The organism is Alloactinosynnema sp. L-07, assembly GCF_900070365.1.
GTDB lineage: Bacteria > Actinomycetota > Actinomycetes > Mycobacteriales > Pseudonocardiaceae > Actinokineospora.
Genome location: NZ_LN850107.1, coordinates 1770838 through 1791506, shown reverse-complemented (window position 1 = coordinate 1791506; position 20669 = coordinate 1770838). Strand labels below are relative to the sequence as shown.

Below are 20669 nucleotides of genomic sequence, written 5' to 3'. Positions count from 1 at the left end.
GTGTTACGTTCGAGACTCGAATGCAGCGGGATTCCGCGAATTCAGTCAGCCAAACCCTTTCGGCGGCCATCGCCGACGTGCGCGATCAAGCGGAGGCGGAAAGTGTCCATTTGTGACGTTGACGGCGCTGTCTTGTCGCTGTCCGCCGCGCAACGCGAGATCTGGTTCGCCGAGCAGCGCCTGGAGCCGGGAAACCGGGTGTACAAGGTCGCGGAGTGCGTCGAGATCCGCGGGCCGGTCGACCATGCCCTCTTCGAACGGGCGTTGCGGCAGGCGGTCGACGAGACCGAGGCCCTGCAGGTGACGTTCGCCGAGGAGGCATCCGAGGTTCGGCAGATGGTACGCCGGACCTCGCGGTGGCCGCTGACGGTCGTCGACGTCAGCGCCGAGACCGATCCGCATGAGGCCGCCGAACAGTGGATGGCCGACGCCGTACGGTCGCCGATGGATCTGTCGCGCGGGCCTTTGTTCACCTATGCGCTGATCAAGGTGGATGCCGACCGTTTCCTCTGGTTTCAGGGCTACCACCACATTGTGATGGACGCCTTCGGCGCCCTGCTCGTGGCCCGGCGCACGGCTGAGCTCTACACGGCGCTGGCGACCGGAGTCCCGGGGGCCCCTCGGTTCTTCGGGTCGCTGCACGAGGTCGTCGAGCACGACCGCGCCTATCGTGCTTCCGAGCGGTTCGGCCGCGACCGCGACTATTGGCGAAACCGGTTCGCGGGCGCGGCGGAGCCGACGCGGCTCGTCGCGGTGCCGACCACGACCCCATCCGACTTCCTCCGCCACACCAGCTCGATGCCGCGGGGACGGCTGGACGAGCTCCGGGCGTGGTCAGGTGCCGCTCGGGTGCCGTGGTCGCAGGTCGTGGTCGCGGCGGCCGCCATTCTGGTCGCCCGGCTGACGGGGACGAACGAGGTGACCATCGGACTTCCGCTCGCCGCCCGCCAGGATCCTCTGCTGCGCCGTACTCCCGGCACCATGTCGAATGTTCTGCCGCTTCGGGTGACGGTTCACCCCGACATGAGTGCCGCCGAGTTCGTGGGCCAGGTCGCGGACCAGGCGGCGGACGCGGTTCGACATCAGCACTACCGAGGCGAGGACCTGCGCCGGGATCTCACCGCCCTGGAGACGCCTGCCGTGCCGGTCGTCAACGTCATGGCGTTCGACTACGAACTGCGGTTCGCCGACCATCCGGCGACGATGCGAACTGTCTCATCCGGTCTGATCGGCGATCTCGCGATCTCCGTCTGGGAACAGCCCGGCGCTGGGCCGCGCATCGATGTGACCGCCCACCCGGAGGTCTGCGCGGTCGACGAGCCCGCAGCCATCGGGCACCGACTGTGCCGGGTGCTGGACGCCCTGATCGACGGCGGTCCCGATTCGATCATCGGCGACATCGACGTCGTCACCGAGCACGAGCGTGCCTGGATGCTCCCGGACCCACCCGCCCTCCCGGACCGCCGCGCCACTTTGCCTGCCTTGTTCGAATTGCAGGCAGCGGCTCGGCCGGACGCGGTCGCGGTGCGATTCGAGGACACCATAGTGACCTATGGCGAGCTGAACGCCCGCGCCAACCGACTCGCCCATGCCCTCATCGACAGGGGCGTGGGGCCTGAAACTCTGGTGGCGCTCGCACTTCCCCGGTCCGATCACCTCCTTGTCGCCATTCTCGCCGTGCTCAAAGCGGGCGCCGCGTACTGCCCGCTCGACCCGGGCTATCCGGCCGCCCGACTGGAGTTCACGCTCGGCGACGCGCGGCCGAGCCTGGCGATCTGCACCCAGGCGACCACCGAGTCGATCCACGACCTGCCGTTGGTCGTGGTCGACAACTCGGAAACCATGGCCGGTCTGGGAGAACAGCCGAGTACCAACCCTCGCGTCGCGGCGCTGTGCTCTGACCATGCCGCGTACGTCATCTACACCTCCGGCTCGACCGGCAGACCCAAAGGGGTGGTGATCACCCACCACAACGTCGTGCGGCTTTTCGAGTCGACCCGGCAGTGGTTCGACTACCGGGCCGACGACGTGTGGACGCTGTTCCACTCGTGCGCGTTCGACTTCTCCGTGTGGGAGATCTGGGGCGCGCTGCTGCACGGCGGGCAGGTGGTCGTCGTGCCGTATGAGACCAGCCGCTCCCCGGACGCGTTCCTCGAGCTGCTGGACAGCTGCCAGGTGACGGTGCTCAGTCAGACACCGTCGGCCTTCCACCAACTCGCGGAGTCTGATCTGGACAGACCAGGGCGGGCATCGTCGCTGCGCACGGTCGTGTTCGGCGGCGAGGCGCTGCGCACCGACCGGCTGCGCGACTGGTACCAGCGGCACGCCGAGAACGCGCCTCGCCTGGTCAACATGTACGGGATCACCGAGACGACTGTGCACGTGACCCACGCCGTCCTCGGCGCGCGTGACGCCGAGGCAGGCGCCGCGAGCATGATCGGCACCGGAATCCCCGATCTGCGCACCTATGTCCTTGACGCCCGGCTGCGGCTGGTCCCGCCAGGAGTCGTTGGCGAACTGTATGTGGCGGGTGCCGGGCTGGCCAGGGGGTACCTGCGCAGGCCCGGGCTGACAGCTGAACGGTTCGTCGCCGACCCGTTCGGGCCGCCGGGCGACCGGATGTACCGCACCGGTGACCTGACCCGATGGGGCGCTGACCGCGGGCTGGAATTCATCGGTCGAGCCGATGACCAGGTGCAGTTGCGTGGATTCCGGATCGAGCTGGGTGAGATCGAGTCCGCGCTGATCGAGCACCCCGCGGTCCGGCAGGCAGTAGCCGTGCCCTGGCGTCGCGGCCTCGACGACGAGCGTCTCATCGCCTACGTCGTGACCGGAGAGACCGACTCGGAGGCGCTGCGCCAGTTCGTGCGCGAACGGCTGCCCGAGCACATGGTCCCCGCCGCGGTGGTGCGGGTCGATGCGATTCCCCTTACCCCGAACGGCAAACTCGACCACGCCGCGCTGCCCGACCCGGACTTCTCGACCACCGGATTCGGCAATGATCCCCGCACCCCGCGCGAAGAGGTGATGTGCGCTCTGTTCGCCGAAGTGCTGGGGCTGGAGAAAACCGGCGTCGATGACGACTTCTTCGGCCTTGGCGGGCATTCATTGCTCGCGACGCGGCTGATCACGCGGATCCGGGCCGCCTTCGGTGTCGAGCTGAGTCTGCGGGCACTGTTCGAATCCCCCACCCCGGCCGCGATCGTCGAGCGCCTGGACGGCGCCGAAGCCGCCCGCCCCGCGCTCACCGCCTACGACCGTCCCGCGGCCCTGCCGCTGTCCTCGGCGCAACGGCGCCTGTGGTTCCTGCACCGACTGGACGGCCCCAACGCGACCTACAACGTTCCCACTGTCCTGCGGATGTCGGGTCCACTCGACCGCGAAGCGCTGCGTCGGGCGATCAACGATGTGGCCGCCAGGCACGAGAGTCTGCGCACCGTCCTTTCCGAGACCGATGGTGTCGCCTATCAGCGGATCCTGGACTCGGCCGACGTTCCGCTGATCTTGACCGCGTGCGCCGAGGCGGAGCTGCCAGAACACCTGGCCCGCCAGGCGGGCGTGCCCTTCGACCTCACCGTCGAGGCACCCATCCGCACGCACCTGCTGGAGATCGGCCCCGAGGACCACGTTCTGCTGATCCTGCTGCACCACATGGCCGCCGACGGCTGGTCGCTGGGTCCGCTCGCGCGCGACCTCGCCACCGCGTACACCGCTCGGCGCGGCGGCGGCGAACCGAACCTGCCACCGCTGCCTGTGCAGTACGCGGACTACACCCTCTGGCAGCACGACCTTCTCGGTGACGGGTCGGACGACCGCAGCCTGTACTCCCGCCAGGTGGCCTACTGGCGCGACGCGCTGGCAGGCCTCCCCGAGCAGGTCACGGTGCCATCCGACCGACCGCGGCCCGTTGTGGCATCGCACCGCGGTAACTACGTGCCCGTCCACATGGGAGCCGACCTGCACCGCGGGCTGGTGGAGCTGGCCCGGAGTTCCGGCACCACCTTGTTCATGGTCCTGCTCTCCGGGTTGGCCGCCCTGGTGTCGCGGCTCGGCGCGGGCGATGACGTGCCGGTCGGCACTCCCGTCGCGGGGCGCACCGACCGCGCGCTGGACGACCTCATCGGATTCTTCGTCAACACGCTCGTCGTGCGCGCCGACACCTCCGGCGACCCGACCTTCGAGCAGTTGCTGGCCAGGACACGCGACACCGCCCTGGCCGCCTACGCCCACCAGGATGTGCCGTTCGAGCAACTGGTCGAGGTCCTCCAGCCCGACCGGTCACTGGCCCGCAACGCGTTGTTCCAGATCATGCTCGCGCTGCAGAACGCGTCCGAAGTGGACTTCGACCTGGAGGGGCTGAGAATCGACGCGGAACTGGGCCGGACTGGGACAGCCAAGTTCGACCTGTTCATCACCCTGTCGGAGGAGCACGACGCGTCGGGCGCGGCCGTCGGGATCACCGGTCTGGTCGAGTACGCCGCCGACCTGTTCGACGAGGACACCATCGTCACGCTGGTGGCCCGCTGGGTGCGGCTGCTCGACGCGGTGGTCGCGGAACCGGGCCGCCGCATCGGGGACGTCGACATCCTCGGCGCCGAGGAACGGCGCCGGTACGAAGTGTGGAACGACACCGCGGAGCCGGTGCCCGACGCGACACTGCCCGCGCTGTTCGAGGCTCAGGTCGCGGCGACCCCCGAGGCGTCCGCGCTCGTCTTCGCCGACACCGAGCTGACCTATGCCGAACTCGACTCGTCGGCGAACCGGCTCGCCCGCGTCATGGCGTCGCGGGGGGTGCGCTCAGGCGACTCGGTCGGCCTGCTGATGGGGCGATCCGCCGACCTGGTGGTCTCGATCCTGGCCGTGCTCAAGCTCGGTGGGACCTACATCCCGTTCGACTCCCGCTACCCCGCCGCGCGTATCGAATTCATGCTCCGCGACACCCGGCCGAGTCTGCTGCTCACCGACACCGGTTCGGCCCACTTGGCGCCGGGAACCGCGTCGGTTCCGACGTTGGTCGTCGACGACTCCGGCACCCGGTCGCTGATCGCCGAGGAGTCTGGTGCCCCGCTGTCGGTGGCGGGCCGCGCGCCGGACGACTCGGCCTATGTCATGTTCACCTCCGGCTCGACGGGGCAGCCCAAGGGCGTCACGGTCACCCATCGCAACGTCGTCGCGCTGGCGCTGGACAGCCGCTGGCGAGGCGGTGCGCAAGAGCGCGTCCTGGTGCACTCGCCCGCCGCTTTCGACGCGTCCACCTATGAGCTGTGGGTGCCGCTGCTGCGCGGCGGGCAATTGTGGGTGGCCGCGCCGGGCGAGGTGGATCCACACGGACTCGCCAAGACGATCCGTGAGTCGTCGGTGACCGGGTTGTGGCTGACCGCGGCGCTCTTCGATGTGGTGGCCGAACACGATCCCAGCTGTTTCGCCGGTGTGCGGCAGGTTTGGGCCGGAGGGGACGTGCTGTCCCCGGCCGCGGTCAACCGAGTCCTGCGGGCGTGCCCCGACACGGTGGTGGTGAACGGATACGGTCCGACCGAGGCGACGACATTCTCGTCGTGCCACGCCGTGCGGGCGCCCGACCGGGCGGGCCACACCGTGCCGATCGGCAGGCCCATGGCCAACACCCGTACCTATGTGCTGGGGCCGACCTTGGCGCTGGTGCCGCCCGGCGTGACCGGGGAGCTCTACATCGCCGGAACCGGTGTGGCGCGGGGCTATCTTCGACAGCCCGCGCTGACCGCCCACCGGTTCGTCGCCGACCCGCACGGCCACGGCGGCGATCGGATGTACCGGACCGGTGACCTGGCACGGTGGACCTGCGAAGGCGTGCTGGAGTTCCTCGGGCGCGCGGACGACCAGGTCAAGATCCGCGGGTTCCGCATCGAGCCCGGCGAGGTCGAGGCAGCCCTCACCGCGCACCCTGACGTCGCACAGGCCGCGGTGATCACTCGCGACGGCCGACTTGTCGCCTACGCCGTTCCGGTGGCGGGCTCCGCGGTGCGGGTCGACGCGGTGCGCGAGTTCCTGCGGGAGCGGCTGCCCGAGTACATGCTCCCGTCGGCACTGGTGCCCATCGATCAGGTGCCGCTGACCACCAACGGCAAACTCGACCGGGCGGCGCTGCCCGACCCCGTGGCAACCACCACCGTGAGCCACCGCGAGGCCCGGACGTCGCGGGAACAGGTCCTGTGTGACCTGTTCGCCGAGGTGCTGGGCCTGGCGAGCATCGGAACCGATGACGACTTCTTCGCCATGGGTGGGGACAGCATCGTGTCGATCAGAGTGGTCAGCCGAGCCCGGGCGGCCGGTGTGGTGATCACCGTGCGGGATGTCTTCGAGCACCGCACGATCGCGCGGCTCGCCCGGATCGCCCAAGACACGGTCACTACGGCCCCGGAGCCCGCGGGCGCTGGGATCGGCGCGCTCGAACCGACGCCGATCATCGGCTGGCTGCGTGATCGGGGCGGCCCGCTGGACGGCTTCCACCAATCGATCCTGCTCGTCGCGCCGCCGAGCCTCAACGCCCGTGATCTGGTTCGCGCGGTTCAGGCGGTGCTCGACCACCACGACGCCCTGCGGACGCGGGTGCGCACCGTGCCGTGGGAGGTGCGCGTCACGCCGGTCGGCACGATGTCCGCGGCCGACCTGGTTCACCGCGTCGACGCCACCGGCCTGGCTCCCATCGCGCTGCGCGAGTCGATCGCCGCGGAACTGGGGGCAGCCGCGGCCCGACTGGTCCCCGAGTCAGGGGTGATGGCCCAGTTCGTGTGGTTCGACCTCGGCGCGAGCCTGCCGGGCAGGTTGCTGATCCTGGTGCACCACCTCGCTGTCGACGGGGTGTCGTGGCGCATCCTGCTGCCCGACCTCGTCTCGGCGCTGAGCGCGATCGCGGACGGGAACCCACCGCGCCCGCAACCGGTGGGCACCTCGTTGCGCCGGTGGTCGAGTCTGCAGTTCGAGGAAGCCCGGCGACCGGGCCGGGTCGCGGAACTCGCTCACTGGAAGCACGTCCTGGGCGGACCGGACCCAGTGCTGTCGGACCGGGTGCTCCATCGCGAGGACGTGGCGGGCGAAGCGCGCCTGCTGACCACGGTCCTGCCCACGGCCACGACCGCTCCCCTGCTCACCAGTGTGCCCGCCGCGTTCCACACCGGTGTCCAGGATGTTCTGCTGACGGGCTTGGCACTGGCGGTCGCACATTGGCGGCGTGCCCATGGGCGCGGCGACGGTGACTCGGTCCTCATCGACGTGGAAGGCCATGGACGTGAGGAGCGGATCGGCGGGGTCGACCTCTCCCGCACGGTCGGCTGGTTCACCTGCCTGTACCCGGTGCGGCTCGATCCCGGCCCGATGGCGTGGGGCGAGGTGGTCGCGGGTGCCGCGGCCGTGGGAAACGCGGTCAAGCGGGTCAAGGAGCAACTGCGTGCCGGGCCGGACCACGGGATCGGCTTCGGTCTTCTGCGGTACCTCAACCCGGCGACCGGGCCGGACCTGGCCGCCTTGCCGGTCCCACAGATCGGCTTCAACTACGTAGGCCGGTTCGCGGGCCCCGGAATGTCCGTTGTAGACGGACACGACGGCTGGCAGGTGGCCGACGAGAGCGCGATGGTCGGCGGCATCGACCCGGCGACGCCGTTGGCCCATGGACTCGAAGTGAACTCCTGGGTACTGGACGGACCTGACGGGCCGCGACTGGAAGCCACCTGGAGCTGGGCGCCAGGAATGTGGTCCGAGCACCACGTGCGGACGTTGGCACGCCTGTGGTTCGACGCCATCGGCGGACTGGTCAGCCACGGCGGCCGTCCCGGCATCGGTGGCCATACCCCGTCCGACTTCCCGCTCGCGGCTCTGGGGCAGCACGAGATCGACCAAATCGAAGGCATGTGGAGGGCACAGAAATGAACCCGTCGGGCCTCGCGGACATCCTCCCGCTCTCCCCGATGCAGGAAGGTCTGCTGTTCCACTCGCTGTACGACAAGGACAGTCCGGACGTCTACACCGTCCAGCAGGTGTTCGACATCGCAGGTCCGCTGAACCGGGCGGCGCTGCGCGTGGCCGCGCAGTCGCTGGTGAACCGGCATCCGACGCTGCGGGCCTGTTTCCGGCAAGTGGATTCCGGTCAGCCCCTTCAGGTCATCGCCCAGCGGGTCCAGGTGCCGTGGTCGGAGGTCGACCTCGCCGGACTGAGCGATGGCGACGCCGACACCGAGTTCACCCGACTGACCACAGTGGACTACGAGCGTCGGTTCGACATGACCGATCCGCCGCTGGTCAGGTTCACCCTGGTCCGGATGGGCGCTGACCGGCACTGCCTTGTCATGACGAGCCACCACATCCTGCTCGACGGCTGGTCGATGCCGGTGCTGATCCGCGAGCTGTTCGCGCTCTACGCCGACCCGGAAGCCACCCTCCCCGCGGTGACCCCGTTCCGCGACTACCTCACCTGGCTCGGGCAGCAGGACCGGCCCGCGGCCGAGCGGGCATGGCGTGCCGCGCTGCGGGGGGTCGACCAGCCCACTCGGCTCGCGCCCGCGGACCCCGGCCGCGGACCCCGGATGCCGCGGCGGGTCGTCGTCGAGGTTTCCGCGACCGTCACGGGGGCGCTGCACCAGCAGGCCCAACGCGGCGGGGTCACGCTGAACACGATCATCCAGGCGGCGTGGGCGCTCGTGCTGAGCCGGATGAGCGGTCAGCACGACGTCATGTTCGGCGCCGTGGTGTCCGGGCGCCCGCCGCAGTTCCCCGATGTCGAGACGATGGTCGGCCTGTTCATCAACATGGTCCCGGTCCGGGTGGGGATCGACCCCGGCGAGACCTTGCGGGCCTTGATCAACCGGGTGCAGGAAGAGCAGTTCCCGCTCACCGCGCACCACCACCTCGGACTGCCCCAGATCCAGCATCTGACCGGGATGAGCGAGTTGTACGACACCATGATGGTGTTCGAGAACTACCCGTGGGATGACCCCGACGCGAGCGACACCCCCGGGCAGGACGCGGGATTGCGGGTCAGCCCCGCCCTGCACCGCGGCCGCGACGCGACGCACTACCCGCTCACGCTTGTCGCCGCGCCGGGAAAGCGGCTGTACCTGCGCCTGGACTACCGTGACGACCTGTTCGACCAGGACTACGCGGACGCGCTCGTCTCCCGGCTCGTGCGGGTACTCGAACTGGCGGCTAGCGAACCTGATACCCCGCTCGCACGGATCGACCTGCTGAGCGCGGACGAGCACCGGGCGCTGACTGGGTACAACGACACCGACAAGGACGTCGGCGCGACCAGTCTGCCCGGCGCGTTCGAGATCCAGGCGGCGGCCACCCCCGACGCGGCCGCGGTGCGCTTCGACGACACCGCCCTGTCCTATGCGGAGCTCAACAGCCGCGCCAACCAACTCGCGAGGGCGCTCATCGCGCGGGGGGTCGGACCGGACAGCGTCGTTGCCCTGGCGCTGCCGCGCATCCCGGAGTTCGTGATCGCGATCCTCGCGGTGCTCAAGGCGGGCGCGGCGTATCTGCCGATCGATCCCGACTACCCGGCCTCGCGCATCCGGCTGATGCTGGACAACGCCGGACCGAGCGTGCTGATCACCAGCACGAAGACGGTCGGGTGCGTCCCCGAGGACTGCGTTGTCCCGACCCTGGTGCTGGACGATCCCGACACCGTGACCATGGTCGCCGGGCGCTCGGACGCCGACCCGACCGACGCGGAGCGCACCGGCCCGCTGGCCGGCGCCCACCCGGTTTACCTCATCTACACCTCCGGCTCGACCGGCAGGCCGAAGGCCGTGATGATGACCTACGCCGGGCTGACCAACGTGCTGCGGTGGCACCATCGGATGCTCGGTGGCGGCCCTGGCACCAGGACCGCCCAGTTCACCGCCTTGAGCTTCGACGTCTCGGCGCAGGAGGTCCTGTCCGCGGTGCTGTACGGCAAGACCCTCGTCGTGCCATCCGACGACGTGCGCCGTGACCCCGAGTTGTTCGCGCGGTGGCTCGACAAGCACGACGTGAACGAGTTGCTCGCACCGAACCTGGTGGTGGAAGCGCTTGCCGAGGCGGCCAACGCGCAGGGACTCGATCTTCCGCTGCTTACCGAGATCGTGCAGGCAGGCGAGGCGCTGACGCTGAGCCGCGAGGTCCGGGACTTCCACCGCAAGGTTCCCGGCAGGCGGCTGCACAACCACTACGGGCCCACCGAGACCCAGATGCTCAGCTCGCACACCCTCCCAGCCGACGTCGACGAGTGGCCGCAGGCGGCGCCGATCGGCCGCCCGGTCGACAACGTCCGGCTTTACGTACTCGATCCTGGTCTGCGGCTGGTGCCGCCCGGCGTGCCGGGCGAGCTGTACGCCACGGGATGCGGGCTGGCGCGCGGGTACCTGGGCCAGTCGTCGCTGACCGCGCAGCGGTTCGTCGCCGACCCGCATGGCGCCGCGGGTGGCCGGATGTACCGCACCGGCGATCTGGTGCGCTGGAACACCGATGGCGACCTGGAATTCTTGGGGCGCGCGGACAGCCAGCTCAAAGTGCGCGGGTTCCGGATCGAGCCGGGCGAGGTCGAGTCGCTGCTCACCGAGCATCCCGACGTCGCGCGGGCCGCGGTCGTCGCCCGCCAGGACCGGCCGGGCGACCAGCGCCTGCTCGCCTACGTGGTGGCGCCATCCGGCGCCGAGGCCCGCCCGGACGTGCTGCGGCGCTTCGCGCGCGAACGACTGCCCGAGTACATGGTGCCCTCGGCGATCGTGGCGCTCGACGAGCTTCCGTTGACAGTGAACGGAAAACTCGATCGTGCCGCGCTGCCCGCGCCGGACTTCGCCGAGTTCGGGTTCGGCCGTGCCCCGCGCACGCCGCAGGAACAAATCCTGTGTGACCTGTACGCGCAGGTTCTGGGAATCGCCAAAGTCGGCGTCGACGACGACTTCTTCGACTTGGGCGGCCACTCGCTGCTGGCGACCCGGCTCACCGCGCGGGTCCGCGCCGCGTTCGGTGTCGAGGTGGGACTGCGCACGCTGTTCGAGAACCCGACGCCCGCGGGCATCGCGGGGCGACTCGGTGACGGCGGGCCGGTGCGGCCCACATTGACGCCATACGAGCGCCCGAACCCGATGCCGCTGTCGTTCGCGCAGCGCCGGATCTGGTTCCTGCACCAGTTGGAGGGGCCCAGCGCGACCTACAACATCCCGATGGCACTGCGGTTCTCCGGAGAAGTGGACCACTCGGCGCTGCGGGCGGCCCTGCACGATGTGATCACCCGGCACGAGAGTCTGCGCACCGTGTTCCCGGACGTCGGTGGGGTGCCACGGCAGGTGGTGCTCGACCCCGATACGGCGTGTCCGGCGATGACCGTCACCGAGACCGTCGAAACCGACCTGCCCGCGCTGTCGGAGTCGGCCGCACGGCAGACCTTCGATCTCGGCACGCAGGCACCCATCCGTACGCACCTGTTCGTGCTGGGACCCCAGGAACACGTCCTGCTGCTGGTCCTGCACCACATCGCCGGGGACGGCTGGTCGCTGAGCCCCCTCGCCGCCGACCTGGCGCGTGCCTACACGGCGCGCTCGCGCGGCGCGGCGCCGGACTGGGCGCCACTGCCCGTGCAGTACGCGGACTACACGCTGTGGCAGAACGAGCTGCTCGGTGACCAGCACGACCGCGGCAGCCTGCTCGCCGCCCAAGTCGCCTATTGGACCGAGGCGCTCAGGGACCTGCCGGAACAGGTGCGGGTGCCCACCGACCGGCCACGCCCGCCGGTGGCCTCCTACCGGGGCGACTTCCTGACCGTCGACCTCAGCCCCGAACTGCACCACGCGCTGGTGACCGTGGCCCGCCGGACCGGCGCCAGCCTGTTCATGGTGCTGCAGGCGGGCTTGGCCACGTTGCTCAGCAGGATGGGCGCGGGCGAGGACATCCCGATCGGCAGCCCGATCGCCGGGCGCACCGACCAGGCGCTCGACGACCTGATCGGGTTCTTCGTCAATACCTTGGTCCTGCGCACCGACACTTCGGGCGACCCGACGTTCGCCGAGCTGGTCAGCCGAGTCCGGGAGACGTCGCTGGCGGCCTACTCCCATCAGGATGTGCCATTCGAATACCTGGTCGAGGTCCTCAATCCGACCCGGTCGCTGGCCCACCATCCACTGTTCCAGGTGATGCTGGCGCTGCAGAACTCGCCGGAAGGCGTGTTCGAGCTGCCGGACGTGCGGGTGAGCATCGCGCAGGCACGGACGGGGACGGCCAAGTTCGACCTGTTCTTCAGCCTCGTGGAGCAGCGCCGCGCCGACGGCACGCCGGGCGGGATCACCGGCGCGGTGGAGTACGCGGGCGACCTGTTCGACGCGAGTTCCGTACGGACGCTGTTCTCCCGGTGGGTGCGGCTGCTGGAGGCCGCGGTCAGCGCGCCCGATCGGCCGCTCAGCCACATCGATGTGCTCACCGCCGAAGAGCACGTGCGGGTGTCGCGAACCTGGAATGACACAGCTCGCCCCGTTTACGACGCCTGTCTGCCCGAGTTGTTCCAAGAGCGGGCGGCGGCCACCCCGAACGCCGTGGCGGTGGTGGCGGGCGAGACGGCGGTGACCTACCGGGAACTCGACGAGCGGGCCAACCGGCTCGCCCACGTGCTCCGACGCGAGGGCGCCCGTCCGGGCACAATCGTGGCGCTGGCCCTGCCCCGGGCGAGCGAGCTGGTGGTCGCCTTGCTGGCCGTGCTGAAGACCGGAGCGGCCTATCTGCCGCTGGACCCCGAGCACCCCGCGGCCCGCGTCGACTACATGCTCGGCGACGCGCGGCCCGCGCTCCTGGTGACGGTGAACGGCATCGGCGACGCGCTGGCCGACCCTGACCGGGTGCCCCGGTTGGCGCTGGACGACCCCCGCACGGGGGCGTTGGTGGACGCACAGCCCGCCACGCCGCCCGACGTCACCTTCACCGGAGCGATGCCCGTTTACGTGATCTACACGTCGGGTTCGACCGGACAGCCCAAGGGCGTCGTCGTCACGCACCGCGCCCTGGTTAACTTCCTCGACGCCATGGCCGAGAACGTCCCGCTCGACCCGTCGGACCGGTTGCTGGCCGTGACGACGATCGCGTTCGACATCGCGGGGCTGGAGATCTACCTGCCGCTGCTCAGCGGAGCCGCGGTCGTGGTGGCGCCCCGGGAAGCCGTGCCACAGCCCGCCGCGGTGCTCAAACTGATCGGGGATGCCGGGGTCACTGTCGCCCAGGCGACACCGTCGCTGTGGCAGCTGCTGGTGTCGCACGATCCGGACGGCCTGCGCGGGCTGCGGATCCTGGTCGGTGGCGAGGCACTACCTGCCCGGCTCGCCGACGCACTGTGTGAGCTCGGGTCCGAGGTCGTGAACCTCTACGGTCCGACGGAGACGACCATCTGGTCGACCAGCGCGGTCCTGACCGCGGGGTCCAGCGCACCGCTGATCGGCAAGCCGATCGCGAACACCGCCGTCTACGTGCTCGACAGGAGCCTGCGGTTGGTGCCGCCCGGTGTCGCGGGCGAGCTCTACATCGCCGGAACCGGCCTCGCACAAGGATATCTCCACCAACCCGGCCTCACCGCACAACGCTTCGTCGCCGACCCACACGGCCCCACGGGCGGCCGGATGTACCGCACCGGCGACCTGGCGAAGTGGACCGCCCAAGGCGACCTGGACTACCTCGGCCGCACCGACGACCAAGTCAAACTCCGCGGCTTCCGCATCGAACCAGGCGAGATCGAGACCGTCCTAACTGGACACGGCCAGGTAGCCGACGCCGCCGTCATCGTCCGCCAAGACCGGCAGGACGACCACCGGCTCATCGCCTACGTGGTCCCGGACACCGCCACCGACATCCGCGACGAACAGACCGAGAACGACCAGATCAGCGAATGGCGGCAGCTCTACGACTCCGTCTACGCCACCGCCGAGGCGGCGCCGTTCGGTGCGGACTTCGCGAGTTGGAACAGCAGCTACGACGGGCAGCCGATCCCAGCGGAGCACATGCGCGAATGGCAGGCCAAGACGGTCGAACGCGTCATGGAGACACGGCCGCGGCACGTGCTGGAACTCGGTGTCGGCACCGGGCTCCTGCTCTCCCAACTCGCCCCCCACACCGAGTCCTACTGGGGAACCGACTTCTCCGACTCGGTCATCGCGGCGCTGCGGGGCCACGTCGATGACCGGCCCCAGTTGGCCGAACGGGTTCACCTCCTGGCCCAGGCCGCGCATGACACCCGCGGACTCCCCGCGGACCACTTCGACACGATCATCCTCAACTCGGTCGTCCAGTACTTCCCCAACACCGCCTACCTCGTCGAAGTACTGACCAACGCTCTGCACCTGCTCACCCCCGGCGGAACGATCTTCCTCGGCGACATCCGCAACAATCGCCTGCTACGCACCCTCACCACCGCCATCCACGCCCACCGCGCCGAGTCGTCCGTGGAGACCTCGGTGCTGCGGCGTGCCATCGAGCACAGCGTCATCCTCGAAAAAGAACTCCTGATCGACCCTGACTTCTTCGTCAACCTCCCCCACCACCTCAACGACATCACCGCCACCAACATCCGCGTCAAACGCGGACACCACCACAACGAACTCACCCGACACCGCTACGACGTCACCCTCCACAAAACAGGCACCAACCCCCACTCCCTCACCAACGCACCCACCCTCCAATGGACCACCCTCGCAGCACTCGAAAACCACCTCACCACCCAAAAACCCACCTCACTACGCCTCACCGGCGTCCCCAACACCCGACTCACCCACGAGATCGCGCTCACCCGAGCGATCGACGACGGCGAACCGCTTCCGCAGTCTCCTCAGACGCCCATCGCACCCGATATCGAGACCTTCCACGAGCTGGCGCACAAGTACGCGTACTGGGCCGCCGCCACCTGGAACAGCACGCTTGACACCGTCGACATCGTGTTCGCGTCCCGCACCGACGTCGGCGACCGGGTTCCCGCCGACCTGTATCTCCCCACCACGAGCCCCGCCCGGGCGATACCACTTGCCGGCTACACCAACAACCCCGCGGCAGGCCGCGACACCGGCAAGCTTGTCAGCGAACTCAAGGAACGCGCACGCCGCCTGCTGCCTGACTACATGGTTCCCGCGGCGATCATCCCCATCACCGCGCTTCCCCTCACGCCCAACGGAAAACTCAACCGTCGCGCCCTGCCCGCGCCGGACTTCGCCGCCGCGGGGTCGACCCGCGATCCGCGCACGCCCCAGGAGCAAATCCTGTGCGACCTGTTCGCCCAGGTGCTGGGGTTGGCCAGGACGGGTGCCGAGGACAACTTCTTCGAGCTGGGCGGACATTCCCTGCTCGCCACCCGGCTGATCGCGCGCATCCGCACAACCTTCGGCGTCGAGCTGAGTCTCCGCACTCTGTTCGAGACCGCCACCCCGGCGGGCATCGCCGCCAACCTGCACGTGGCCGGGCCGAGCAGACTGGGCTTGGCGCGGCGGACGCGACCTGAGGTGATGCCGCTGTCCTTCGCCCAGCGGCGGCTGTGGTTCATCCACAAGATGGAAGGCGCGAGCGCCACCTACAACATCCCGCTCGCCCTGCACCTGGTCGGCTCGCTGAACCGGTCGGCGCTGGTGGCCGCCCTCGGCGACGTGGTGGATCGACACGAGAGCCTGCGCACGATCTTTCCCGAAGCCGATGGCAGGCCTTGTCAGCACATCCTCGACGTCGGCGCGGCCCGCCCGGAGTTGCCGGTCGTGTCGACGAGCCACGCGGAACTGTCCGGCCTGCTCGACGACACGGCCCGACGGGGATTCGACCTGGCCGCCGAACCGCCGCTGCGCGCCGTGCTCTTCGCGCTCTCGCCCGACGAGCACGTGCTTCTGGTGGTGGTGCACCACATCGCGGGCGACGGGTGGTCGCTCGGCCCCCTGTCCGGCGACCTGACCATGGCCTACGCCGCGCACTGCCAAGGCGAGTCGCCTGACTGGGCGCCGCTGCCCGTCCACTACGCCGACTACACCCTGTGGCAGAGCGAACTGCTGGGCGACCAGGACGACCCCGACAGCCTCTTCGCCGCGCAGATCGAGTACTGGGTCGGACAGCTGTCCGGTCTGCCAGAACAGCTCACCCTGCCCAGCGACCGACCGCGGCCCCCGGTCGCGTCCTACCGCGGCGACTACGTCATGGTCGAGGTTGACGCGGGGCTGCACCGGCGGCTGATGGACGTGGCCATGGAAGCAGGCGCCAGCCTGTTCATGGTGCTGCAGGCCGGGCTGGCCGCCCTGCTGTCGCGGCTGGGCGCGGGCGAGGACATCCCGATCGGCAGCCCGATCGCCGGGCGCACCGACCAAGCGCTCGACGACCTCGTCGGATTCTTCGTCAATACTCTCGTGCTGCGCACGGACACCTCGAACAACCCGAGCTTCACCGAACTCGTCGCCAGGGTCCGCGACACCGCGCTGGCGGCCTACGCCCACCAGGACGTGCCGTTCGAGTACCTCGTCGAGGTGCTGAACCCGACCAGGTCACTGGCCCGCCATCCCCTGTTCCAGATCATGCTCGCGCTGCAGAACGCCCCGGAGGGCGTGTTCGACCTTCCCGGGCTCCGAGTGGACATCGCGCCGGGACGGACGGGGACCGCCAAGTTCGACCTGTTCTTCAGCCTGGCTGAGCGGCGGAGTGCCGCGGGCGAGCCCCAGGGGATCTTCGGCGTCGTCGAGTACGCCGACGACCTCTTCGACAAGAGCGCGGTCGAGGCCCTGTTCGCACGCTGGCTGCGTCTGCTGAGCGTCGCGGTCGGCGACCCCGACCAGCCCATCGGAACCATCGACCTGCTCACCGCTGAGGACCAGCGGACCCTGACCGCCGCGCACGGGGGCGCCGAGGTCGCCGGTTGGGACCAGAGCCTGCCGGAGCTGTTCGCCGCCCAGGCCGCCGCCACGCCGAACGCCCCGGCGGTGACGTTCGACGACACGACGGTGGCTTATGCCGAACTGGACGCGCGAGCGAACGCGCTGGCACATGTCCTGATCTCCCGAGGTGTCCGCCATGGCGACCCGGTGGCGCTGCTGCTCGACCGGTCGATCGGCTTGGTGGTGGCCATCCTGGCGGTGCTGAAGGCGGGTGGAACCTATGTGCCGCTCGATCCGCGGTACCCGGCCACTCGGATCGATCTAGTGCTGGCCGAGACCGGAACGCGGCTGCTGCTGGTCGACAAGGCGCCCGCGCCCAATCGGATTCCCGAAGGCGTCGACATCCTCACTGTCGACGCCGAGGCCCAGCGCGACGACGCCCCCGCCATCCTGGTCGATCCGGACCAACTCGCCTACGTCATGTATACGTCAGGGTCGACAGGGCGTCCGAAAGGTATCGGCGTAACCCACCGCGACGTGGCAAACCTCGCCGCGGACCCGCACTGGGACAGCGACGCGCGGCGACGCGTCCTGCTGCACTCGTCAACGGCGTTCGACGCGTCGACCTTCGAGCTGTGGGTCCCGCTGCTGGGCGGCGGCCAAGTAGTCGTGGCATCGCCCGGCGACCTCGATGTCCACGTGCTCAAGCAGGTGATCACCGAGCACTCGATCACGGCGCTGTGGCTGACAAGTTCGCTGTTCACGGTCCTCGCCGATCACGCCCCGGACTGCATCAGGGGTGTGCGCCAGGTCTGGACCGGTGGTGAAGCTGTGTCACCGGCGTCGGTCCGCCGAGTGCTCGATGTCTGTCCCGACACTGTTCTGGTCAACGGCTATGGCCCGACGGAGACGACCACGTTCGCCACCTGCCACCCGGTGAAGCCATCGGACCAAGTGGGGCCGTCTGTGCCCATCGGCAGGCCCATGGCGGGCATGCGCGCCTACGTGCTCGACAGGAGTCTGCGGTTGGTTCCGCCCGGTGTCGCGGGCGAGCTCTACATCGCCGGAACCGGTGTCGCACAAGGCTACCTCCACCAACCCGGCCTCACCGCACAACGCTTCGTCGCCGACCCACACGGCCCAGCGGGCGGCCGGATGTACCGCACCGGCGACCTGGCCAGGTGGACCGCCCAAGGCGACCTGGACTACCTCGGCCGCACCGACGACCAGGTCAAACTCCGCGGCTTCCGCATCGAACCAGGCGAAATCGAAACCGTCCTGACCCGACACCCCGGCATCGCCCATGCCGCCGTCATCGTCCGCCAAGACCGACAGGACGACCACCGGCTCATCGCCTACGTCGTCCCCGACACCGCCACCGCCACCGACACCCGCGACGAACAAACCGAGAACGACCAGATCAGCGAATGGCGACAGCTCTACGACTCCCTCTACACCGGACCGGAGGCCGCGGCGTTCGGCGAGGACTTCGTCGGCTGGAACAGCAGCTATGACGGCAGGCCGATCGGGCTGGACCAGATGCGGGAGTGGCGCGGCGCCACCGTGGAACGAATTCTGGAGACTCGACCGCGGCACGTGCTGGAACTCGGTGTCGGCACCGGGCTCCTGCTCTCCCAACTCGCCCCCCACACCGAGTCGTACTGGGGAACCGACTTCTCCGACTCGGTCATCGGGGCGTTGCAGGGGCACGTCGACGGCGACCCGGAACTGGCCGGGCGGGTGCGGCTACGCACCCAGGCCGCTCACGACCCGGGAGGGCTCCCAGCGGGCTTCGACACCGTCATCCTCAACTCGGTGGTCCAGTACTTCCCCAACACCGCCTACCTCGTCGAAGTACTGACCAACGCACTGCACCTGCTCACCCCCGGCGGAACGATCTTCCTCGGCGACATCCGCAACAAACGCCTGCTACGCACCCTCACCACCGCCATCCACGCCCACCGCGCCGACACGCCTCACGATGCCGCGGCCGTGCGCGGCGCCGTCGAGCACGCCGTCCTGTTGGAGAAGGAACTCCTCGTCGACCCCGACTTCTTCGTCAACCTCCCCCACCACCTCAACGACATCACCGCCACCAACATCCGCGTCAAACGCGGACACCACCACAACGAACTCACCCGACACCGCTACGACGTCACCCTCCACAAAACAGGCACCAACCCCCACTCCCTCACCAACGCACCCACCCTCCAATGGACCACCCTCGCAGCACTCGAAAACCACCTCACCACCCAAAAACCCACCTCACTACGCCTCACCGGCGTCCCCAACACCCGACTCACCTACGAGGCCGCACTGAGCCGTGCCGTCCACGACGACGACACGCTCTCGGTGGCCACGCCCGTCGATTCCCCCGACCTGGAAACCTTTCACGCCCTGGCATGTGATCACGGCTACCGGGCCGACGCCACGTGGAACACCACGCCCGACACCGTCGACATCCTCCTTACCCCGCAGGACGCGGATGCCCCGCTCACCGACCTCTATCTGCCCGGCGCGAAGCCCAACCCGGCCACCCCGCTCACCGCGTACACCAACAACCCCGTGACCAACCGCACCACCGGCGCGGTCATCACCGCACTGCGCGATCACGCACGGGCCCACCTGCCCGACTACATGGTGCCCGCGGCGATCATCCCGCTGACCGCGATCCCGCTGACCGCCAACGGGAAACTGGACCGGGCAGCGCTGCCCGCCCCGGACTTCGACACCGAGAACGCGGGCCGGGCGCCGAGGACACCGCAGGAACAGGTCCTCTGCGAGCTCTTCGCCGAGATACTCGGCATGGACCGAGTCGGGGTCGACGACGACTTCTTCCAGCTGGGCGGGCATTCCCTGCTCGCCACCAGGCTCATCGCCCGCATCCGGGCGACGTTCGGCGCCGAACTCGGGATCCGCACCCTCTTCGAGACCGCGACACCCGCGGGCATCGCCACCCGACTCGACGTCGACGACGCGGGCGACGCCTTCGAGGTGATGCTGCCGCTGCGCGCCAGGGGTGAGAACCCGCCTCTGTTCTGCGTCCACCCCGGCGGCGGGATCAGCTGGACCTACACCGGGTTGATCAAGCACGTCGACCCGAGCCGCCCGATCTACGGCATCCAAGCCCGCAGCCTGGGCAAACCCGAGCCGCGTCCGACATCGCTGGTGGAGATGGCGGTGGACTACGCCGACCAGATCCAGCTGGTCCAGCCCGCGGGCCCCTACCACGTGCTCGGCTGGTCCTTCGGCGGCCTGGCGGCGCACGCGATGGCCACCGAGCTACAGCGGCGCGGCGAGTCCGTGGCGCTGCTCGCGGTGCTCGACGTGTTCCCTGGCTGGAAGGGACTCACCCACGCCGACGTTCCCGAACTCGACGACAGCCAGCTGCACGAGCACCTGCAGTACCTCGTCGGTCTGGTGGACGGCGACTCGGCCAGGACCACCGGCGAGCCGTTGACCTTCGCCACGACGATGGCGATCCTGCGCGAGCAGGGCAGCGCGCTGTCGAATCTCGAAGAGCACCGACTGCGGTCGATCATGGAGATCTCCGCCAACAACACGCACCTGCTGATCGACTACGCCCCCGAGAAGTTCCACGGCGATCTCCTGCTCCTGACGACGACCGATCAGCAAGAACCCGATGTGACCGCGAAAGCCTGGCGGCCGTTCGTTTCCGGGGCGATCGAGATGCATGTGATCCCGGGCGAACACGGCACGATGTTGACCAGGCCTACCTCGCTGGCCGAAGTCGGACGCCTGCTGGCCGCCAGACTTCAGGAACTGGGCGATGGCCGATCGTGAACCGGAGCTTCTCGCTGACCGAATCCGAAAACTAGCGGGCGA

Annotated in this window: 2 protein-coding genes; both read left to right on the top strand. The window is 69.3% G+C overall.

What is annotated here, in order from left to right; translation table 11 throughout:
- Positions 1-102 precede the first annotated feature (102 nt).
- A complete protein-coding gene (locus BN1701_RS08210) occupies positions 103-7902 on the top strand; it encodes a non-ribosomal peptide synthetase (protein WP_054047020.1) in 7800 nt (2599 codons plus the stop codon).
- The gene (locus BN1701_RS08205; protein WP_054047018.1) at positions 7899-20627 is read left to right on the top strand and encodes a non-ribosomal peptide synthetase; all 12729 of its coding nucleotides are present in this window, start codon (positions 7899-7901) and stop codon (positions 20625-20627) included. The genes BN1701_RS08210 and BN1701_RS08205 overlap by 4 nt, the downstream gene beginning before the upstream one ends.
- The last annotated feature ends 42 nt before the right edge of the window (positions 20628-20669 follow it).